This window comes from Hallerella porci (assembly GCF_003148885.1).
In the GTDB taxonomy this organism is placed as follows: domain Bacteria; phylum Fibrobacterota; class Fibrobacteria; order Fibrobacterales; family Fibrobacteraceae; genus Hallerella; species Hallerella porci.
This window is the reverse complement of record NZ_QGHD01000041.1, coordinates 1-16115: the sequence shown is the minus strand read 5'-3', so window position 1 is coordinate 16115 and position 16115 is coordinate 1. Positions and strand designations below refer to the sequence as shown.

At 46.5% G+C, this 16115-nt stretch carries 16 protein-coding genes; 2 read left to right on the top strand and 14 right to left on the bottom strand.

All coding sequences use genetic code 11. The annotated features are described in order from the left end of the window. Positions 1 to 270 precede the first annotated feature (270 nt). Entirely contained in the window at positions 271 to 930 is a 660-nt protein-coding gene (locus B0H50_RS12295) for a ribosomal eL19 family protein (protein ID WP_109587856.1), read from the top strand. A gap of 660 nt (positions 931 to 1590) precedes the next feature. Here B0H50_RS12295 and pgi read toward each other — a convergent pair. After that, entirely contained in the window at positions 1591 to 3252 is a 1662-nt protein-coding gene (pgi, locus tag B0H50_RS12290; RefSeq protein WP_106199960.1) for a glucose-6-phosphate isomerase, read from the bottom strand. An 83-nt stretch (positions 3253 to 3335) separates the two neighbouring features. Here pgi and B0H50_RS12285 point away from each other — a divergent pair, with 83 nt between their 5' ends. Then, positions 3336 to 5270: a YgiQ family radical SAM protein gene (locus B0H50_RS12285; protein ID WP_106199955.1), complete on the top strand. Its 1935-nt coding sequence runs from the start codon at positions 3336 to 3338 to the stop codon at positions 5268 to 5270. Positions 5271 to 5331: 61 nt separating this feature from the next. Here the strand turns inward: B0H50_RS12285 and B0H50_RS12280 are convergent, their stop codons facing one another. The 13 genes from B0H50_RS12280 to purD form a co-directional block, all read right to left on the bottom strand. Then, positions 5332 to 5991, bottom strand: a complete 660-nt coding sequence (locus tag B0H50_RS12280; RefSeq protein ID WP_106199953.1) for a hypothetical protein — start codon at positions 5989 to 5991, stop codon at positions 5332 to 5334. An 85-nt stretch (positions 5992 to 6076) separates the two neighbouring features. Next, positions 6077 to 6886 (bottom strand): glutamate racemase, encoded by an 810-nt coding sequence (gene murI / locus B0H50_RS12275; RefSeq protein ID WP_109587855.1) that lies wholly within the window; start codon positions 6884 to 6886, stop codon positions 6077 to 6079. 12 nt (positions 6887 to 6898) lie between these two features. Next, complete coding sequence (locus B0H50_RS12270; RefSeq protein ID WP_106199949.1) at positions 6899 to 7333, bottom strand: hypothetical protein; 435 nt, start codon at positions 7331 to 7333, stop codon at positions 6899 to 6901. Next, positions 7330 to 8238 carry a hypothetical protein gene (locus B0H50_RS12265; protein WP_109587854.1) on the bottom strand — a complete coding sequence of 303 codons (909 nt, stop codon included), beginning with the start codon at positions 8236 to 8238 and terminating at the stop codon, positions 7330 to 7332. The genes B0H50_RS12270 and B0H50_RS12265 overlap by 4 nt, the downstream gene beginning before the upstream one ends. Positions 8239 to 8247: 9 nt before the next feature. Further along, positions 8248 to 8691: a hypothetical protein gene (locus tag B0H50_RS12260; RefSeq protein WP_109587853.1), complete on the bottom strand. Its 444-nt coding sequence runs from the start codon at positions 8689 to 8691 to the stop codon at positions 8248 to 8250. A 39-nt stretch (positions 8692 to 8730) separates the two neighbouring features. Further along, on the bottom strand, positions 8731 to 9894 hold the full coding sequence (locus B0H50_RS12255; RefSeq protein WP_109587852.1) for a class I SAM-dependent RNA methyltransferase: 1164 nt from the start codon (positions 9892 to 9894) through the stop codon (positions 8731 to 8733). Continuing rightward, positions 9891 to 10721, bottom strand: coding sequence for an ABC transporter ATP-binding protein (locus B0H50_RS12250; RefSeq protein ID WP_106199941.1), 831 nt, complete (start codon positions 10719 to 10721; stop codon positions 9891 to 9893). Before B0H50_RS12250 ends, B0H50_RS12255 begins: the two co-directional genes overlap by 4 nt. Continuing rightward, positions 10718 to 10945, bottom strand: coding sequence for an exodeoxyribonuclease VII small subunit (xseB, locus tag B0H50_RS12245; protein ID WP_106199939.1), 228 nt, complete (start codon positions 10943 to 10945; stop codon positions 10718 to 10720). Before xseB ends, B0H50_RS12250 begins: the two co-directional genes overlap by 4 nt. After that, positions 10942 to 12336 carry a UDP-N-acetylmuramate--L-alanine ligase gene (locus B0H50_RS12240; RefSeq protein WP_106199937.1) on the bottom strand — a complete coding sequence of 465 codons (1395 nt, stop codon included), beginning with the start codon at positions 12334 to 12336 and terminating at the stop codon, positions 10942 to 10944. Before B0H50_RS12240 ends, xseB begins: the two co-directional genes overlap by 4 nt. 86 nt (positions 12337 to 12422) lie before the next feature. Beyond that, positions 12423 to 13238, bottom strand: a complete 816-nt coding sequence (locus tag B0H50_RS12235) for a hypothetical protein (RefSeq protein ID WP_146193763.1) — start codon at positions 13236 to 13238, stop codon at positions 12423 to 12425. A 149-nt stretch (positions 13239 to 13387) separates the two neighbouring features. Continuing rightward, complete coding sequence (locus B0H50_RS12230) at positions 13388 to 14158, bottom strand: DUF3108 domain-containing protein (RefSeq protein ID WP_106199933.1); 771 nt, start codon at positions 14156 to 14158, stop codon at positions 13388 to 13390. Positions 14159 to 14162: 4 nt separating this feature from the next. Beyond that, complete coding sequence (gene purE, locus B0H50_RS12225) at positions 14163 to 14630, bottom strand: 5-(carboxyamino)imidazole ribonucleotide mutase (protein WP_106199931.1); 468 nt, start codon at positions 14628 to 14630, stop codon at positions 14163 to 14165. Next, on the bottom strand, positions 14618 to 15901 hold the full coding sequence (gene purD / locus B0H50_RS12220; RefSeq protein WP_106199929.1) for a phosphoribosylamine--glycine ligase: 1284 nt from the start codon (positions 15899 to 15901) through the stop codon (positions 14618 to 14620). The genes purE and purD overlap by 13 nt, the downstream gene beginning before the upstream one ends. Positions 15902 to 16115: the final 214 nt, after the last annotated feature.

Sequence of the window (16115 nt, the reverse complement as noted above, 5' to 3'; positions counted from 1 at the left end):
TCTTAGAAAATTCTAAGCTCTAAAATCTAAGTTCTAAGATCTTGCATTACCGCGCGAAGCGCTAGTTTCAATGCACTATTAGCCAATGCACAATTAACAATGCATAATTGGAAATAATGGCGGCGAAGCCGCGCGGAATTTGAGAACTTAGAGCTTAGAACTTTGATCTTAGAAATTCTAAGCTCTAAAATCTAAGTTCTAAGATCTTGCATTACCGCGCGGAGCGCCATCATCTACATTTCTCATTATAAAAGCTTCTCCGGGACGCCGATGAAAGTAGCGACGACCGTCTCTAGGATCTCCGACGCTCCGATGAAGGTGGAGACGACCGTTTCTAGGTTCTCCGACGCTCCGATGAAGGTGGAGACGACCGTTTCTAAGTGCTCCGGGACGCCGATGAGGCTAGCAACGACCGTTTCTAAGTGCTCCGGGACGCCGATGAGGCTAGTGACGACCGTTTCTAGCTTCTCCGGGACGCCGATGAAGGTAGTGACGACCGTTTCTAAGTTCTCCGAAACTCCGATGAAGGTGGTGACGACCGTTTCTAGCTTCTCCGGGACGCCGATGAGGCTAGCAACGACCGTTTCTAAGTGCTCCGGGACGCCGATGAAGGTGGCGATGACCGTCTCCAGCTTCTCCGAGACGCCGATGATGCTAGCGACGACCGTTTCTAGGTTCTCCGACTCTCCGATGAAGGTAGCGACGGCCGTCTCTAGGTTCTCCGACTCTCCGATGAGGCTAGCGACGAGCGTTTCTAAGTGCTTCGGGACGCCGATGAGGCTAGCAACGACCGTCTCCAGGTTCTCCGGGACGCCGATGAAGGTAGTAACGACCGTCTCTAGGTTCTCCGAGTGTCCGATGAAGGTGGTGACGGAAATAGTTAGGAATGAGAGCGCACCGCTTTGCGGTGCTCCGCCTGCGGCGAGTTAGAAATGGAATGGCGCGCCGTAGCCGCGCGGAATTTGAGAACTTAGAGCTTAGAACTTTGATCTTAGAAAATTCTAAGCTCTAAAATCTAAGTTCTAAGATCTTACATTTCCTCGCGCGAAATGGCGGTTTAGCATTTTGAAAGATTGGGTTTAGGTGTTAACTTTTGCAGAATTGCTTTTCGTTTAATCGCATCGGTTTGAATGTGATTATTGATTTTAGAAAATTCACACTTTGCAAGTGGCCGATTTACTTTTCTTTTAAATGTTGAAATTCTTTGATTAGATAAAGTTCAAATTTTACAAAATCCAACAGGCAAATTTCAATGCGATTTTGCGGTGAAAGTGTATATGCATTTAACCCAGTCTCTTTTTAAATCCCTCGATTTCGTGGAAATTAAAATTTGACTTAAACGACATTCCTCAAGCCCCAAGATATATCTTTGGCATTTTTCTATTCTCATTTTTTACGATTTATCAAATGATTTTGATTGGCTGAAATTTTTAGGCAGATTGCATTTTTCAGCGCTTCGTTTGTGTATAAAATGCAATCTTGATAAGTGGATATGATGTTTAGGAATGAGAAATGTTAAGGCGGCTTCGTTGCAAAAAAAGAGCCCCCCTTGCGAGGTTCTCTTTTCAAATTTCTGCGATGCAGATCAGATTAGCGATGATGCTTGAAGTACCAACGGATAAGTCCGTTTGTGCTCGAATCGTGAGAAAGTTCCACGTTCGCATCCTTTTCGCCCTTTTCGAGTTCCGGGATAATCTTCTTCGCCAGTTGCTTGCCGAGTTCAACGCCCCATTGGTCGAAGCTGTTGATGTTCCAGATAACGCCCTGCGTGAAGATTTTGTGTTCATACATCGCGATGAGAGAACCGAGAGTTCTCGGATCAATCGTATCGACGAAGATGCTGTTCGTCGGCTTGTTGCCTTCGAAGACTTTGTGCGGCGCGAGCATCTTGATTTCTTCTTCGGACTTGCCCGCTTTGCGGAGTTCTTCGGTAGCTTCGGCGAGAGTTTTGCCGTTCATCAAAGCTTCCGGTTGAGCAAAGAAGTTCGAGAGGAGTTTGCGGTGATGATCGCCGACAGCGTTGAGAGAATTTGCCGGTGCGATGAAGTCGCACGGAATCATCTTTGTGCCCTGATGAATCAGCTGATAGAATGCGTGCTGACCATTCGTGCCCGGTTCGCCCCAAAGAATCGGACCGGTTTGATAATCGACGCGTTTCGAATCGCGGTCAACGGTTTTACCATTCGATTCCATATCGGCTTGCTGGAAGTAAGCGGCAAAGCGATGCATGTATTGGTCATACGGAAGCATTGCATAGGACTGTGCATCCATAAAGTCGTTGTACCAAATGCCGATCAAAGCCAAGATAATCGGGAGGTTCTTTTCTACTGGTGCAGTTTTGAAATGTTCGTCCATTTCGTATGCGCCTTGGTGCAGCTGCATGTAATTGTCAAAGCCGATGCGAAGTGCAATCGAAAGACCGATAGCAGACCAAAGAGAATAACGGCCACCAACCCAGTTCCAGAATTCGAACATGTTAGCGGTGTCAATTCCAAATTCCGAGACCGCTTCGGCGTTTGTCGAAAGGGCGACGAAATGTTTTGCAATCGATTTGACGTCGCCGCCAAATGCCTTGAGCACAGCAGCTTTTGCGGTGTTCGCATTCGTCATCGTTTCGAGTGTTGTGAAAGTCTTCGAGGCAACGATGAAAAGGGTTTCTTCGATGTTTACCTTTTTCAAGGTTTCTGCCATGTGCGTGCCGTCGATATTCGAAACGAAATACACTTCCGGAGAATCCGGAGTTGCATAATGGCGGAGCGCTTCGGTCACCATCACCGGGCCCAAATCCGAGCCGCCGATTCCGATGTTCACCACATAGCGAATTTTCTTGCCCGTAAAGCCGAGCCACTTTCCGCTGCGGACGAGATTCGTAAATTCCTTCATGTGTTCGAGGACTTTGCGAACTTCGGGCATCACATCTTTGCCGTCCACATAAATCGGATCCGAACCCTTGTAACGGAGTGCGGTGTGCAAAACAGCGCGATTTTCGGTCGTGTTAATTTTTACGCCCGAGAAGAAATTCTTGCGCATTTCATCGAACTTGGCAAACGGAAGCAGAGCGCGGAGCTTTGCCATCACATCGTCGTCGATTAAGTTCTTGGAATAATCCAGGAAAATGCCGCAAGCTTCGGCGCTGAATTTTTCAGCACGCTTTGCATCTTTGGCGAACATTTCGCGCATATTCCATTTTTGGGCTTCCGGAGCTTTTGCTTGGAGGGCCTTCCATTCATTCGATTCTGTCAAACGGCTCATATTGTGTCCTTTGAGAAAAAATTGCAAAGTAAAAATAGAAATAAAATGAATCGCCCGTCCAGTGCAAATTCTATCTTTAATCTATGCAGCAAACCAACGGATTTTTGCCCATTTCCAAAGAAGATCTCGAAGCCCGCGGATGGGATTTTGTCGATGTCATCGTGATTTCTGCCGACGCTTACGTCGATCATCCCTCATTTGGGCATGCGGTGATGGCGCGCCTCATCGAGCACGAAGGTTACCGCGTCGCGATTCTTCCGCAGCCGAATTGGCGCGACGATTTGCGCGATTTCAAAAAGTTGGGAAAGCCGCGATTATTCTTTGCGATTTCAAGTGGAATGGACAGTATGGTAAATCATTATACCGCAGGAAAACGTCTGCGGAGCGATGATGCTTTTACCGCTGGCGGGAAAGCGGGATTTCGCCCCGACCGCGCAACCGCTGTTTACGCAAAAATTTTAAAACGCCTTTACCCCGATGTTCCCGTTGTCATCGGCGGGCTCGAATCAAGCCTTCGACGCATTAGCCATTACGATTATTGGGACGATAAAATTTATCCGCCGATTTTAGCTTCGACTCATGCGGATTTACTCATCTACGGTATGGGCGAAAAACCGATGAAGGAACTTTTACACCTTCTCAAAAAAGGCGTTCCCTTTTCGAATTTAAATGCGATTCCGCAAACAGCTTACTTAGTGCCAAAAGGTCAAGTGCCAAAGAACAAAGACTGCGTTGATTTGGTGCTTCCGAGTTACGAAGAATGCGTTCAAAATAAGCGCACTCAATTTGATGCATTCCGCAAAACGGAAATTGAAACCAATAAAATTCATGCGAAGCGGATTTTGCAAGATGCGGGCGAAACGACAGTCGTCATCAATCCGCCTTATCCGCCTTTGGAATACGGCGAACTCGACGAAAGTTTTGAATATCCTTATATGCGTGCGCCGCATCCTCGCTACAAAAAACGCGGACCTGTTCCCGCATTTGAAATGATCAAATTTTCGATTACAACTCACCGCGGATGTTTTGGCGGTTGCAGTTTCTGTGCGATTAATGCGCACCAAGGAAAATATGTTGCGAGCCGTTCCAAAGAAAGCATTCTCCGCGAAGTCGAAAAAGTAACGCAGATGCCAGGATTCGCCGGAACGATTAGCGATCTCGGCGGTCCGAGCGCAAATATGTATTTAATGCGAGGAAAAGACCGAAGCCGTTGCGAAAAATGCGCACGCCCGAGTTGCGTTTTCCCGCGAATTTGCGACAATATGAATACGCGGCATCACGAAATTACAGAACTTTACCGCGAAGTTTCGAAGAATCCAAAAATCAAACATCTCTTTATCGGAAGCGGTGTTCGTTATGATCTCATTTTACAAGAAACGACAGACAAAACCCTTCTCGCCGATCACTTAGAATATGCGCGCGAACTCATTCGCAATCATGTCAGCGGGCGCTTAAAAGTTGCACCAGAACACACTTCGGATTCGGTGTTAAGCCTTATCCGCAAACCGTCATTTTCTCTCTTTTACAAATTCAAAGAACTCTTCGACAAAGAAAGCGCAGCCGCAGGAAAGCATCAGCAAATTATTCCGTATTTCATTTCGAGTCATCCGGGCTGCACCGAAAAAGATATGGCAGAACTCGCCCTCGAAACAAAACAGCTCGGATTTAAATTGGAGCAAGTGCAAGATTTTACGCCGACGCCGATGACGATTGCGACCGAAATGTATTACGCCGAAATGCTCCCCGACGGTCGCCCGCTTTATGTGGCAAAAACCGCCGAACAAAAAAATAATCAGAAGCGTTTCTTCTTTTGGTACATTCCAGAAAATCGCATTTGGATTGAGAAAACTTTAGACCGACTCAAAATGGGAAAAGTCTCGCGGTTGCTGCTTTCGCATACATCGTATAAAGAAGGCCGCACTTACGAACCGAGCAAAGAACGCGCCGAAGAACGTGAACAATCTCGTCGTGCACGCCGCGGCAGTTACTTTAAACACAATTCCCCGCGGAAAAAGTAATTTTCAAAATTGCCCACGAAAAAAGGCGCCTTGCGGCGCCTCAACATTTTCAACTTCAGAATTATTCTGCAGCTTCTGCGGCTTGTTGCGCTGCATAAGCTTTCTTAAATTCTTCCACTGTCGCAATGTATTCGTCAATTTTATCATCGCGAGAATCCAAATGATCCAAAATGATTTTTGTGTGTTCTTCATTAAAAATGGTTTTCGCTTGACGATTTGCGTGGCCTTTATAACCCCATTCCTTCAAACGTTCGTCGGTCAAAACGAAAGCGTCTTGAAGAGAAACAAAATGCATCGGGCCTTGCACAGCGATGTCTTCTTTTAAAAGCATACATTCGGGTTCTTCTTTGCCCGAGTTTGCCATATACGATTGAATGTGACGCGAACGCACATCTTTCGTATTCATAATTTTCATATATCCCATGATGAGATACTTGTTTTTGTAATCCGGATCGCCGCCTTCGTAGCGCGTTCCAAACAAAATGTAGCGGCTCTTGTTCTGCTGCACAATTTTGTTGATATTCTTGACATTATAGCACGAAACAAAACCGTAGGTAGAAGTTTCATAGTTCGGTTCGAAACATGCGCCCTTTCCATTTTCATTCATTTGGTCACGGACTGGGACAACAGTCAAATGACTCGTTTCAACATAAAGCAAACTGCCCGTGTTCTTGCCACGGAAGCCTTGCCAACCGGTTAAGTTAATCTGTATTTGCGGCATAATTCGTATTTCCTCAAGATAAAAGCATCAAAAGCGGACCAAAGGTGGTTCGTTTTTTTCCCCATGCAAAATACAAAATTATACGTCAAAAAGATAAATTTTTTGCAAAAACGTTATGTTCTCCAAAGAAATTGGCTCCTTTGCTGAAAAATTCGGGGGTATCGGTGGTAAAAAAGTCCACTTTTCCGCCGCGGGTTAGGCGTTTTTCGATTTCGGGATGCCGGTTCAAATAATCCACCGTCTTTTTGGCGACGATTTCACCCTGAGAAATAATTCTTACTTCTGGCGGTGCCACTTCGCGGATAACCGGATAAAGCAGTGGATAATGGGTGCACGCCAAAAGCATCGCATCGATTTTGGGATCCTGCGCAAGCAAACGGTCGATGTCGCGTTTTACAAAATACCGCGTTCCTTCGGAATTGACTTCGCCATTTTCGACGAGAGTTGCCCAAAGCGGACACGCTTGCTGTGTAACGGTTAACTGCGGGAAGAATCGATGAATTTCGAGCGGATAACTGCCCGAGACGACAGTTCCTGCGGTGCCGAGAATGCCCAAATGTCCCGTTCGGGAAAAGGAATCCGCTTCTTCTGCCGTCGGACGAATGATGCCTAAGACGCGATTTTCGGGAGCAATCTGCGGCAAATCTTTTTGTTGAATGGTGCGGAGAGCGCGAGCGCTCGCCGTGTTACATGCGAGAATGACGAGGGGGCAGCCCATTCGGAATAATGCTTTCACCGCTTCGAGAGTATAACGGTAAATGGTTTCAAACGGACGCGAGCCGTAAGGCGCCCGCGCATTATCGCCCAAATAGACGAAATCATACGCAGGAAGAGCCTTTCGCAATTCGTGAAAGATTGTAAGGCCGCCAAATCCCGAGTCAAAAACTCCGATCAAAACTTTCTCCCGTTAGCGCAGTTTGCTTTCAAATTCGCCCGGTAATAATTGTCCCGGAGAAGTCCGCGCATCGTTCGGATCGCGGAAATGAGCCCGCTTTGTCGCCGCTGCGGCTGCGGTTTCTTTTTGCAATTCCGCTAAATATTTTTCCCAATCTTGAAGCGATTCGTCGAGTTCCCCACGCGCTTGGAGCATGCTCGCTTTGAGCTGTTCCAATTCCCGCATTTGTTCGCGCTTCATTATCCAAAGTTCTTCTTCTTCGGGCAAACGCTCGATGTTAAAAAGCAAATTCAGATATTTATTTTCGGCATCGATATACGCTTTATACGCTTCTTTATACATATAAGCGCGATCTTCGGCCATCACTTGCTGCGCCGATTTGGTGCTGCTACAAGCGAGAAGCAAAAACGAAAATGCGCTCACGCAGAAAAGAGGGAAAATTTTCATTTCGTTTCCAGCGTATCGTTGACCGTGTAAAGGCGTTCGAGAGTTGTGTTGCTTTTAAATGTCGCGGTGTCGCCGGTTTTCGGATTGACCATCGTATGAATTCCCGCTTTGACTTCGCGCTCTTGGCAAGGCACGCCTGTTTCGGGATCAAGAGTTACCCAATAAGCGGTTTCATATTCGGCTTTGAGCCCCGTATGATATGCTTGGAATTTTTCGGTGCCGATTTTACTGTTGACGTGCTGTTCCCAAATGTAATACGGGAAGCTTTCTTTTTCTTTGAAGTAAACCGTGTAACCGAAGCATTGGCGTTTATCCAAATTGTGAAAGCCATCGGTCACGACAGAATCGACTTGGATGAGCGCAAATTTTAATCGTCCGCGCTCTTTTAAAAGCTGCGTGATATTTCCTTTTTCTGGAATTTTTCCAACGAGCAAATGATCCATTTCGTAGCGATGCTTTTCTTGACGCTCTAAATGTTTGCGGTAATCGGGATTCAAAAGTTGATCGCGCCAGCGCGTTGGCATCGGAATGCGATACAAAAGAGAATCGTATTCGTCAAAGCCTTCTACAGCGACTGTGCGTTCGGCAATGCCTTTCGTCACCACTTGCGGGAGTCGCCACTGCAATTCTGCCGGATGCGAATTTTTCAAATAACCGCGCGATTTATCGATTTCAAAATTGCGCTGAATAATTAGCGTATCGCCTTTTTGCGAATAATCGAGATGCACATAATCGGCGACGATCGTTCCGACGCGTTCAATTCCGCTCAAATCAATCGTCGAATAAGTGCTTTCCACATACAATTCAACGGGAACATTTTTCGAAAGCCGATAATTGACTTCGACATCCGAAGAGCAAGCGAAAAATGCCGAAGCCGTTAAAGCGATTAAGCAATAATTTTTCATGCGCGCGAATTATTCTCCGATTTTTTGGCTGTTCAAAACCACTTGCACTTGCTTTTCTAAAATCGGCGTTCCCGCATCTGCATTGGTAAAACGAATCGTAAATGTTCCTTCTTTGGCGCGGAAAATTTCTGCTGCGCGAGCGATACCGCCGTGACGCACCGACGAAACAATCACCGTGTAAGAATCTTGTTTGTTATTGACCGCACTCGTTTTAGAGCTCACCACTTTTCCGTTTGCATCGACGATTTCCCATTTTACTTTAGCAAAGTCAAATGCTTTGCCGTAGCGAAGCTGCATCACAAACGGATCCGAGCTATGAAAAATGCTCGCCGTGTCTGCGACCGCAGAACGATTCTGAATAAATTCTTTTCCGGTTACAATCGACGCCGGTTCCGATGAACAAGCAAAAAATGCCATCGCCATCAATGCAATCAACCAAGTCAAATTTTTCATGATAAAATCCTCGTAATAAAACTTGCGTCTTTCTATAAATTACAAAATTTCCAAATTGGATTTTGCACAAAGTTCTAAGAACATTTCAAAATGTGGCGTCTGCGGATAAAACGCAAAACCTTCGGCGCGCACAATGGAAAATCCGCTTTCTGAAAATTTTCGAAAATCGCGTGCAAGGGTCGCGGGGTCGCAAGAAATGTAAAGTAATTTTTCCGGCTTCGCTTGAACGATTGCATCTAACGCAGACGGCGGAAGTCCTGTCCGCGGCGGATCTACGATTAAAACATCTGCGCCCGATGCGTCATTTTGCAAAAGCCATTCTTCTGCCGGCGACGAAATATTTTTTGCAGACGGAACATTTTGATTCGCATGAACGAGCGCTTTTTCTTCGCGTTCTACAGTCACGATGCGCTTAAAATTTTTCTGCAAAATCGAAGCGAAAAATCCGACGCCGCTGAATAAATCGATGAGATAATTTCCCGAGCCCGCCGATTCAACGACTGCGTTAACCAATTCTGGAAGCACTTCTAAATTCGATTGAAAAAAGCACGCGGAATCCATCGAAATTTTCACATCATTTATCTGCACCGTATTTTGCGCAAACTTTTGAAATTCACTTTCGCGCATGCCTTTGTAGAAATACGAAACTTTTCCTTTGCCATTATCGAAGAGAGAAATTTCTTCGACCTTTGGAAATTTTCCGTCGGCGAGAAAACGGTTTAATGCGGGCGAAAGAATTTTACAATGCGAAATCGGAATAATGCGATGACTTTGATTTTCGCGGAAACCGTAACCATTTCCCGCTCGCACTAAACGCGCACGATTTCTGTATCCGTAAGGATTTCCGCTGTGAATTTTCCAACCTGCGGGCAATTCCGTTTTGGCAAATCGCCGAAAGAGTTCTTCGACCGCGCTACGATACATTTCGAGTTGAAATGCAAACGATGCGTGTTCCAAAGAACAACCGCCGCATTTTCCGTAAAGCGGACACGCAGGCGTTACACGTTCCGCAGAACTTTCGAGAATTTTTTGAGCAAATCCTTTGGCGTAATCTTTTTTGTTTTGCGTTAAAACAACTTCGGCGAGTTCTCCCGAAAGTGCGCCTGCAACAAAACAAATTCGACCATCTTCTAAATGCGAAATCGCATCGCCGCCCTGCGCCATTTTTTCCATCCGCAGAATGACCGTTGCATTTTTTTTCATACAGAAAAATCCATCATCTCAGGAACTTTCGGCGGTTTATCAAAATCCAAAGTGGGAACACTTGCGATGAGCGCTTGCGTATAAGGATGTTTCGGATTCACTAAAACATCTTGCACATTTCCCTCTTCCATTTTTTTGCCTTTGTACATGACGATGACTTTGTCTGCAAAAGAACGCACGAGGAGAATATCGTGCGAAATGAAGACGAGAGAAATGCCGAGTTCCTTTCGCAATTTTTGAAGCAATTCTAAAACTTGTGCTTGCACCGAAACGTCGAGAGCACTCGTCACTTCGTCGGCGATAATCACTTTGGGATCGACCATGAGTGCGCGCGCAATGCCGATGCGCTGCCGTTGCCCGCCCGAAAATTCATGCGGAAAACGTTCCAAAGAATCTGTCGGAAGCCCAACCCATTCCAATTCTTGCTCCGCTTTTTTCTGCGCTTCTTTTTTTGAAATTCCTTGCGCCATCAGCGGGAAAGTTAAAATCTGCGAAACGGTTTGCCGCGGATTTAAACTGGAAAAAGGATCTTGAAAAACCATCTGCACCGATTTGCGGACTTCGGAAAATGCTTTCGGATTTTTAACATCCACCGATTTTCCAAAAACAGAATAAGAGCCCGAATGCCACGGCAAAAGTCCGACAAGCGCTTGCGCTAATGTACTTTTTCCGCAGCCCGATTCGCCGATGACCGCTAAAATTTCGCCCGCTTCTAAAGTAAACGAAACATCTTGCACCGCTTTAAAATAATGCGAAACCCGCGAAAACACGCCGCTTCGCATCGGATAATAAACCGAGATGTTTTCGACTTTCAGCGATTCGCTCATCCGTTATTCGAATCCTTCGCCGTTTCTTCGTTCAAATCCGAAAGTGCTTTTTGCACATTTTTCTCGGTTTCCGAAAGAATCACTTTGCATTCTCGGAGAAGTTTCGTCGCTTCTTCTACTTGGCTTGCGAGTTCGTCAACGCTCACATCGCTTTGGTCAATTTTCGTTAAAATTTCTTCCAAGCGATTCATCGCTTTTTGATAACGATTATTTTGTTCACTCATTTCGAAAGTTCCTCGCCAAGATTTTTTGCAAAGGCCGAAAGGCTCGGATCGCGTGCGCCCATCACGAGAATCGTATCACCTTCTTTGGCAAATTGCACCATCGCTTTGCCGCATTCATTTCGGTCAGCGTAAAAATACGCTTGGACATTTTTTGCGGTCAAATCATTCACTAAATCGCCCGAAGAAATATCCCGCGTTACCGTTCCGCCGGCATAATAAATTTCGCTCAAAAACATCGCATCTTGTGCGCGCAAACTTTCTTGCATCGCTTTGACCAAATCATGGCGCAAGAATCGCGTCGGGCCAAATCCATGCGGTTGAAAATAAGCGATGACGCGTCCCGCTGTAAAATCCTGCGCCGCGTGAATGCTCGCTGCAATTTTTGCGGGATTATGCGCAAAGTCATCGACAACCGTGACGCCTTTAAAACATCCGACGATTTGATGACGCCGGTGAATGCCCTCAAACGATTCGAGCGCATCTGCGCATTTGCGAAGAGGCACGCCGACTTGAATTGCCACCGCAACCGCAGCGAGTGCGTTCATCATATTGTGAAAACCGGGAAGCGGCACTTTAAATTGCACGAGTTCGCCTCCGTGACGAACCCGAAAACGAATCGCATAACCTTCCGGTTTAAAATCCATTCCTTGCACGCCCGCTTTCGCTTCGAGCCCAAAATCTTTTAAATGATTCACGCTAAAGGCATTCGCCAATTCATCGGCTTCGTTAACGATTAGCGTTTTATTTTTGCTCGTAATATTTTTCGAAAATTCCGCAAAAATTTTTTGCAATTCTGAAATTTCTTTGTGGTCTTTTCCGATATTTAAAATCACGCCGATTTCTGGCGAATACCGCACGAGAGTGCCATCGCTTTCATCGGCTTCGGCGACAAGCCATTCGCCATTTCCCGCGACTGCGTTTCCGATTTTTCCTTGCTTTTCTAAAGTCACAAGTCCTGCGCCCGAAAGAATGGACGGCGAAAGTTTCGCATAATTCAAAATATGCCAAATCATCCCGGTGACCGTGCTTTTTCCACTGGTTCCGCTCACGCAAATCGTTTTAACGCTTTCCGAAATTTGGGCGAGCATTTCGCTACGATGCAAACGCGGAACGCCGAGTTCTAACGCGCGTTTTAAATCCGGATTTGATTCTTCAATCGCAGTGCTCACGACGATAGCCGTCAAATTTTTTTGCACGCCAGAACCATCTTGCGGAAAAGTTTTAATTCCCGAAGCTTCTAATTGCGCACGCACATGATCACCTTCAGCACTTGAAAATTTGCGGTCCGAGCCCGAAACCGAAAAGCCTTTGCCCGCGAGATATTCAGCGATTGCGCTCATTCCCGAGCCTGCAACGCCGACAAAAAAGAACGATTGATTTTGAGAAAGCATAAAATAAAATCCGAAAGTTGAACGAAAACAAGATAAAAAAATGCCCCGCCGTTCAACACGACAGGGCGCCTTTTTCTGCGAAGAATTTATTCTTCTTCGGAGTATTTCTTTTCGCGTTCGCGACGACGAATTTCCGTTGCATCCGGGAAGAATTCCGGGAGAGCAAAGCCGATGGTAATGCCAAAGACCAAGCCGAATTTCGAAATGCCATCGTCATCGATGACGCGCGAAATTGTTTCACCTTGCATATTCTTCTTGTGCGAATCATCGTGTGCATCCGGCGCATAATACATACCGATTGCAAACTGCAGATAATACCATTCATTTGTGAGGTAAGTGATAAGAACGTCAAATTGGAAACCATTCGTCATCAACAATTCACGCGTATAATCGTTGGATTCGTCGGCGGTAATATCGTGGTCGTAGTAAACCGTACCATAAGAAACCGAGAAGCCCAAGTGGAGCGGATTCTTTGGGAAGAGATAATAGTTCAAACCGACCTTCCAACCGGTGCCGCCTTCCAATTTATAGTCCGAGAAGTCTGGGTCATCGCCGCTCGGGACAAAGCCGAAGGAGCCGTATAAACCCAAATGCCAGCGAGTGATATATTCAGCGCCAAAGCCGAAGCCCATACCGAGTCCGGTTTCGCCCATCACCGGCTGACGAGAACCCATACCGAGTTGGAAAATCAAACGGTCTTTGAGCCAGTCACGACGGCGGATGTTATTTGCAAATTCATCCAACTTTTGGTCTTTTTCAAATTCACGGCGTTTCGCACGATCCGCAGCACGAGAATTTGTTGCCGATTCTCCATCGTCATCTTCATACGATGCCGGCGTCTGGACTGCGCCTTCGTCATCACTAGACGCAAAGTCGTCTTGTGCAAAGCTGGCAACAGCCATGGCAAAAAACAGGATGCAAACTTTTTTTAACATTTCTAAAGAGCCTCTATTTTTAGAGATAGAACAGTTCCGTGTTGAATATAGTTTATTCTTGGGATTATATGCTCAATTATTTATGTAAAAAGAAAATAGACTTCGCAAAAATCCGTTTACAGAGTCTTTCCTTGCCGAAAATGGGTCAATTCGCCTTTAATTGAACCGATAGGAATTTTCACACGCATTAAAACGGGCAAGCGACGATCGTCGTCGGTTAGCCAAATGAAAAGTCTTCCCGCCGCTTTGAAGGCACCGTCATCGCCGAGAACCGGTTCCACTTTGATGCAATCAAATTCGCCGAGATCCGTTTCCACTTTTTCTTTGCCGTGGACGATGACCCGCAGAGAATACCGTTTTTTCCCGCTGACCGCCGAAAAATACGTATCCTTTTTCCCGGTCAAATCCATATTCCGAACGCGGTAAAACGCCGAAATAATGCAATGTTCGTAACCGTTTAACGAAATCGTCGTATCGACTCGCGTTTTGACTTCATCGCGTTTGGCGTTTACAAAAACCGTATCCGAAAGGCGCGCCGTTTTTTGTTTGCGGTCAAATCGAATTTGTGCGGTTTTATGGTAATTGCCTTCGTTTAGGATTTGCAGAAAGGATTCGGGGAGGAAATTTTCGCCCACAGAAATCGTGCGAATAGTATCTGCCACCGGGTAAATGGATTTGAATGCGCCATTATTGCGGGCGATGCTTTCAAATTGAATTTTTCCATCCGGAAGCGGAATCACTTTCATATCGGCAGAACCCGCCGAAACAATTCCCCAGCTCAAACGAAACGAAAGTTCTTCTCCTTTTGTCCACGGCGCTTGCGGCGCATTTTCGGCAAAGAGAAATGCGGCAAACGTCACAAGACAAAAGAAAAAGCGTTTGAACATACGATTAAATATCGCCTAAAGATTTGCGGTAGTCCGCGAGCTTTTGACGAATATCTGCGTGCGAAAGAGCGAGAATTGCAATCGCGAGATAAGCGGCATTTTTCCCATTACCGATTCCGACCGTCGCCACCGGAATTCCCGAAGGCATTTGCACGATAGAATGCAAAGCGTCCACTCCCGAAAGCGGACCGCCGTCACCTGGAACGCCAATCACCGGAAGAGTCGTGTGCGCGGCTAATGTTCCCGGAAGAGCTGCGGCAAGGCCTGCGATTCCGACTAGCACTTGCACTCCGCGACCTTCGGCTTCGCGTGCATACTTGGCGGTTTTATTCGGCGTGCGATGTGCAGAGAGAACATTGTATTCCCAAGCGACTCCGAATTCATCGAGAATGCTTGTGACTTTATCAACAATCGGTTTGTCCGAGGCACTGCCCGTGACAATGCCGACTAAGGGATTTTTTACTTCTTGCATTTTGCGAGTCCTTTTTGTCCAATGTCTTTGCGGAAGAATGCTCCGTCAAAGTGAATTTTTGCGCAGCCTTCGTAAGCTTTATCGAGTGCCGCTTGCAAATCTTTGCCAACGCCGACGACGCCAAGAACGCGACCGCCTGCGGTGACGAGTTTTCCATTTTGCATCTTGGTGCCCGCGTGAACGACCATTGCGCCAATGGCTTCTGCGTCTTCAATGCCCGAGATTTCTTTGCCCTTTTGATAAGCGCCCGGATAACCTTCGCTTGCGATGACGACAATCGCTGCGGAACCTTTCGGCGCTTTCGGAGCGTTAAAGTTTTTGAGTTCACCTTTTTCGGCGGCGTCAAAAAGAGCGAGAACGTCGCCGTCATAAGCCGGCAGAACCACTTGACATTCGGGGTCGCCCAAACGGCAGTTGTATTCCACGACTTTCGGGCCATTCTTCGTCACCATAATTCCCACATAGAGAACGCCTGTATAAGGTGAACCTTCGGCGATCATCCCGCGGAGAGTCGGTTCGATAATCTGCGATTTTACCGTCGCAAGAATTTCATCGGTTACGACAGGAGCCGGCGTATAAGCGCCCATTCCGCCCGTATTCGGACCTTTGTCCCCGTCAAAGACGCGCTTGTGATCTTGTGCCGAAGAAAGCAACACATAATCTTTGCCATCGCAAACCGCAAAGAGCGAAGCTTCTTCGCCTTCCATAAATTCTTCGATGACGACCGTTTTTCCCGATTCGCCAAAGACCGCTTTATCGCCGAGCATTTCTTCGACCGCAGCAATCGCTTCGGCATCCGTCATGCAAACGACAGCGCCTTTGCCCGCAGCCAAGCCCGAAGCTTTGACAACAATCGGAGCCGGATGCGCTTTCAAAAATTCAAGCGCTGCATTTAAATCGGTGAAGGTTTCATAAGCAGCTGTCGGGATGCCGTATTTCTTCATGAAATTTTTGGAGAACGCTTTACTGCCTTCGAGCGCTGCAGCCCCTTTCACCGGGCCAAATGCGCGCAGTCCGCGCTTCCGAAATTCATCGATGACGCCATTCACCAGCGGAACTTCTGGCCCTACGATGGTCAAATCAATTTTTTCTTTTTCAGCGAGATCCGCAATCGCATTCGGATTTGAAACGTCAACGGGAATGCATTTGCCCAAGCGTTCCATACCCGGATTTCCCGGAGCCGAAATCAAATTCGTACAAAGCGGAGATTTTTTCACAGCGAGTGCAATCGCATTTTCACGACCGCCGCTACCGATGACGAGAATATTCATAAATTACCTTTTCGACTAAAGACGAATGCATCGCAGGCAAACGTCATGTTTACACGAGAAATGTAGAAAAAGTCCAAAGGATTTCTTTCGTTAAAGGATTTAATAAAATGGGATATTATGGTTCTGTCAAATAAACTGTGTCATTTAGTTTTTGTTAGCTAAAAAAAGAGCTTTGAAATTTCAAAATTGAAGAAGCGAAAAGCAAAATCAAAGC

What these genes read in the sequence shown, in the direction of transcription:
- B0H50_RS12295 (WP_109587856.1), top strand. Translation starts at nt 271, where the DNA reads ATGAAAGTAGCGACGACCGTCTCTAGGATCTCCGACGCTCCGATGAAG.
- pgi (WP_106199960.1), bottom strand. Translation starts at nt 3,252, where the DNA reads ATGAGCCGTTTGACAGAATCGAATGAATGGAAGGCCCTCCAAGCAAAA.
- B0H50_RS12285 (WP_106199955.1), top strand. Translation starts at nt 3,336, where the DNA reads ATGCAGCAAACCAACGGATTTTTGCCCATTTCCAAAGAAGATCTCGAA.
- B0H50_RS12280 (WP_106199953.1), bottom strand. Translation starts at nt 5,991, where the DNA reads ATGCCGCAAATACAGATTAACTTAACCGGTTGGCAAGGCTTCCGTGGC.
- B0H50_RS12270 (WP_106199949.1), bottom strand. Translation starts at nt 7,333, where the DNA reads ATGAAAATTTTCCCTCTTTTCTGCGTGAGCGCATTTTCGTTTTTGCTT.
- B0H50_RS12265 (WP_109587854.1), bottom strand. Translation starts at nt 8,238, where the DNA reads ATGAAAAATTATTGCTTAATCGCTTTAACGGCTTCGGCATTTTTCGCT.
- B0H50_RS12260 (WP_109587853.1), bottom strand. Translation starts at nt 8,691, where the DNA reads ATGAAAAATTTGACTTGGTTGATTGCATTGATGGCGATGGCATTTTTT.
- B0H50_RS12255 (WP_109587852.1), bottom strand. Translation starts at nt 9,894, where the DNA reads ATGAAAAAAAATGCAACGGTCATTCTGCGGATGGAAAAAATGGCGCAG.
- B0H50_RS12250 (WP_106199941.1), bottom strand. Translation starts at nt 10,721, where the DNA reads ATGAGCGAATCGCTGAAAGTCGAAAACATCTCGGTTTATTATCCGATG.
- xseB (WP_106199939.1), bottom strand. Translation starts at nt 10,945, where the DNA reads ATGAGTGAACAAAATAATCGTTATCAAAAAGCGATGAATCGCTTGGAA.
- B0H50_RS12240 (WP_106199937.1), bottom strand. Translation starts at nt 12,336, where the DNA reads ATGCTTTCTCAAAATCAATCGTTCTTTTTTGTCGGCGTTGCAGGCTCG.
- B0H50_RS12235 (WP_146193763.1), bottom strand. Translation starts at nt 13,238, where the DNA reads ATGGCTGTTGCCAGCTTTGCACAAGACGACTTTGCGTCTAGTGATGAC.
- B0H50_RS12230 (WP_106199933.1), bottom strand. Translation starts at nt 14,158, where the DNA reads ATGTTCAAACGCTTTTTCTTTTGTCTTGTGACGTTTGCCGCATTTCTC.
- purE (WP_106199931.1), bottom strand. Translation starts at nt 14,630, where the DNA reads ATGCAAGAAGTAAAAAATCCCTTAGTCGGCATTGTCACGGGCAGTGCC.
- purD (WP_106199929.1), bottom strand. Translation starts at nt 15,901, where the DNA reads ATGAATATTCTCGTCATCGGTAGCGGCGGTCGTGAAAATGCGATTGCA.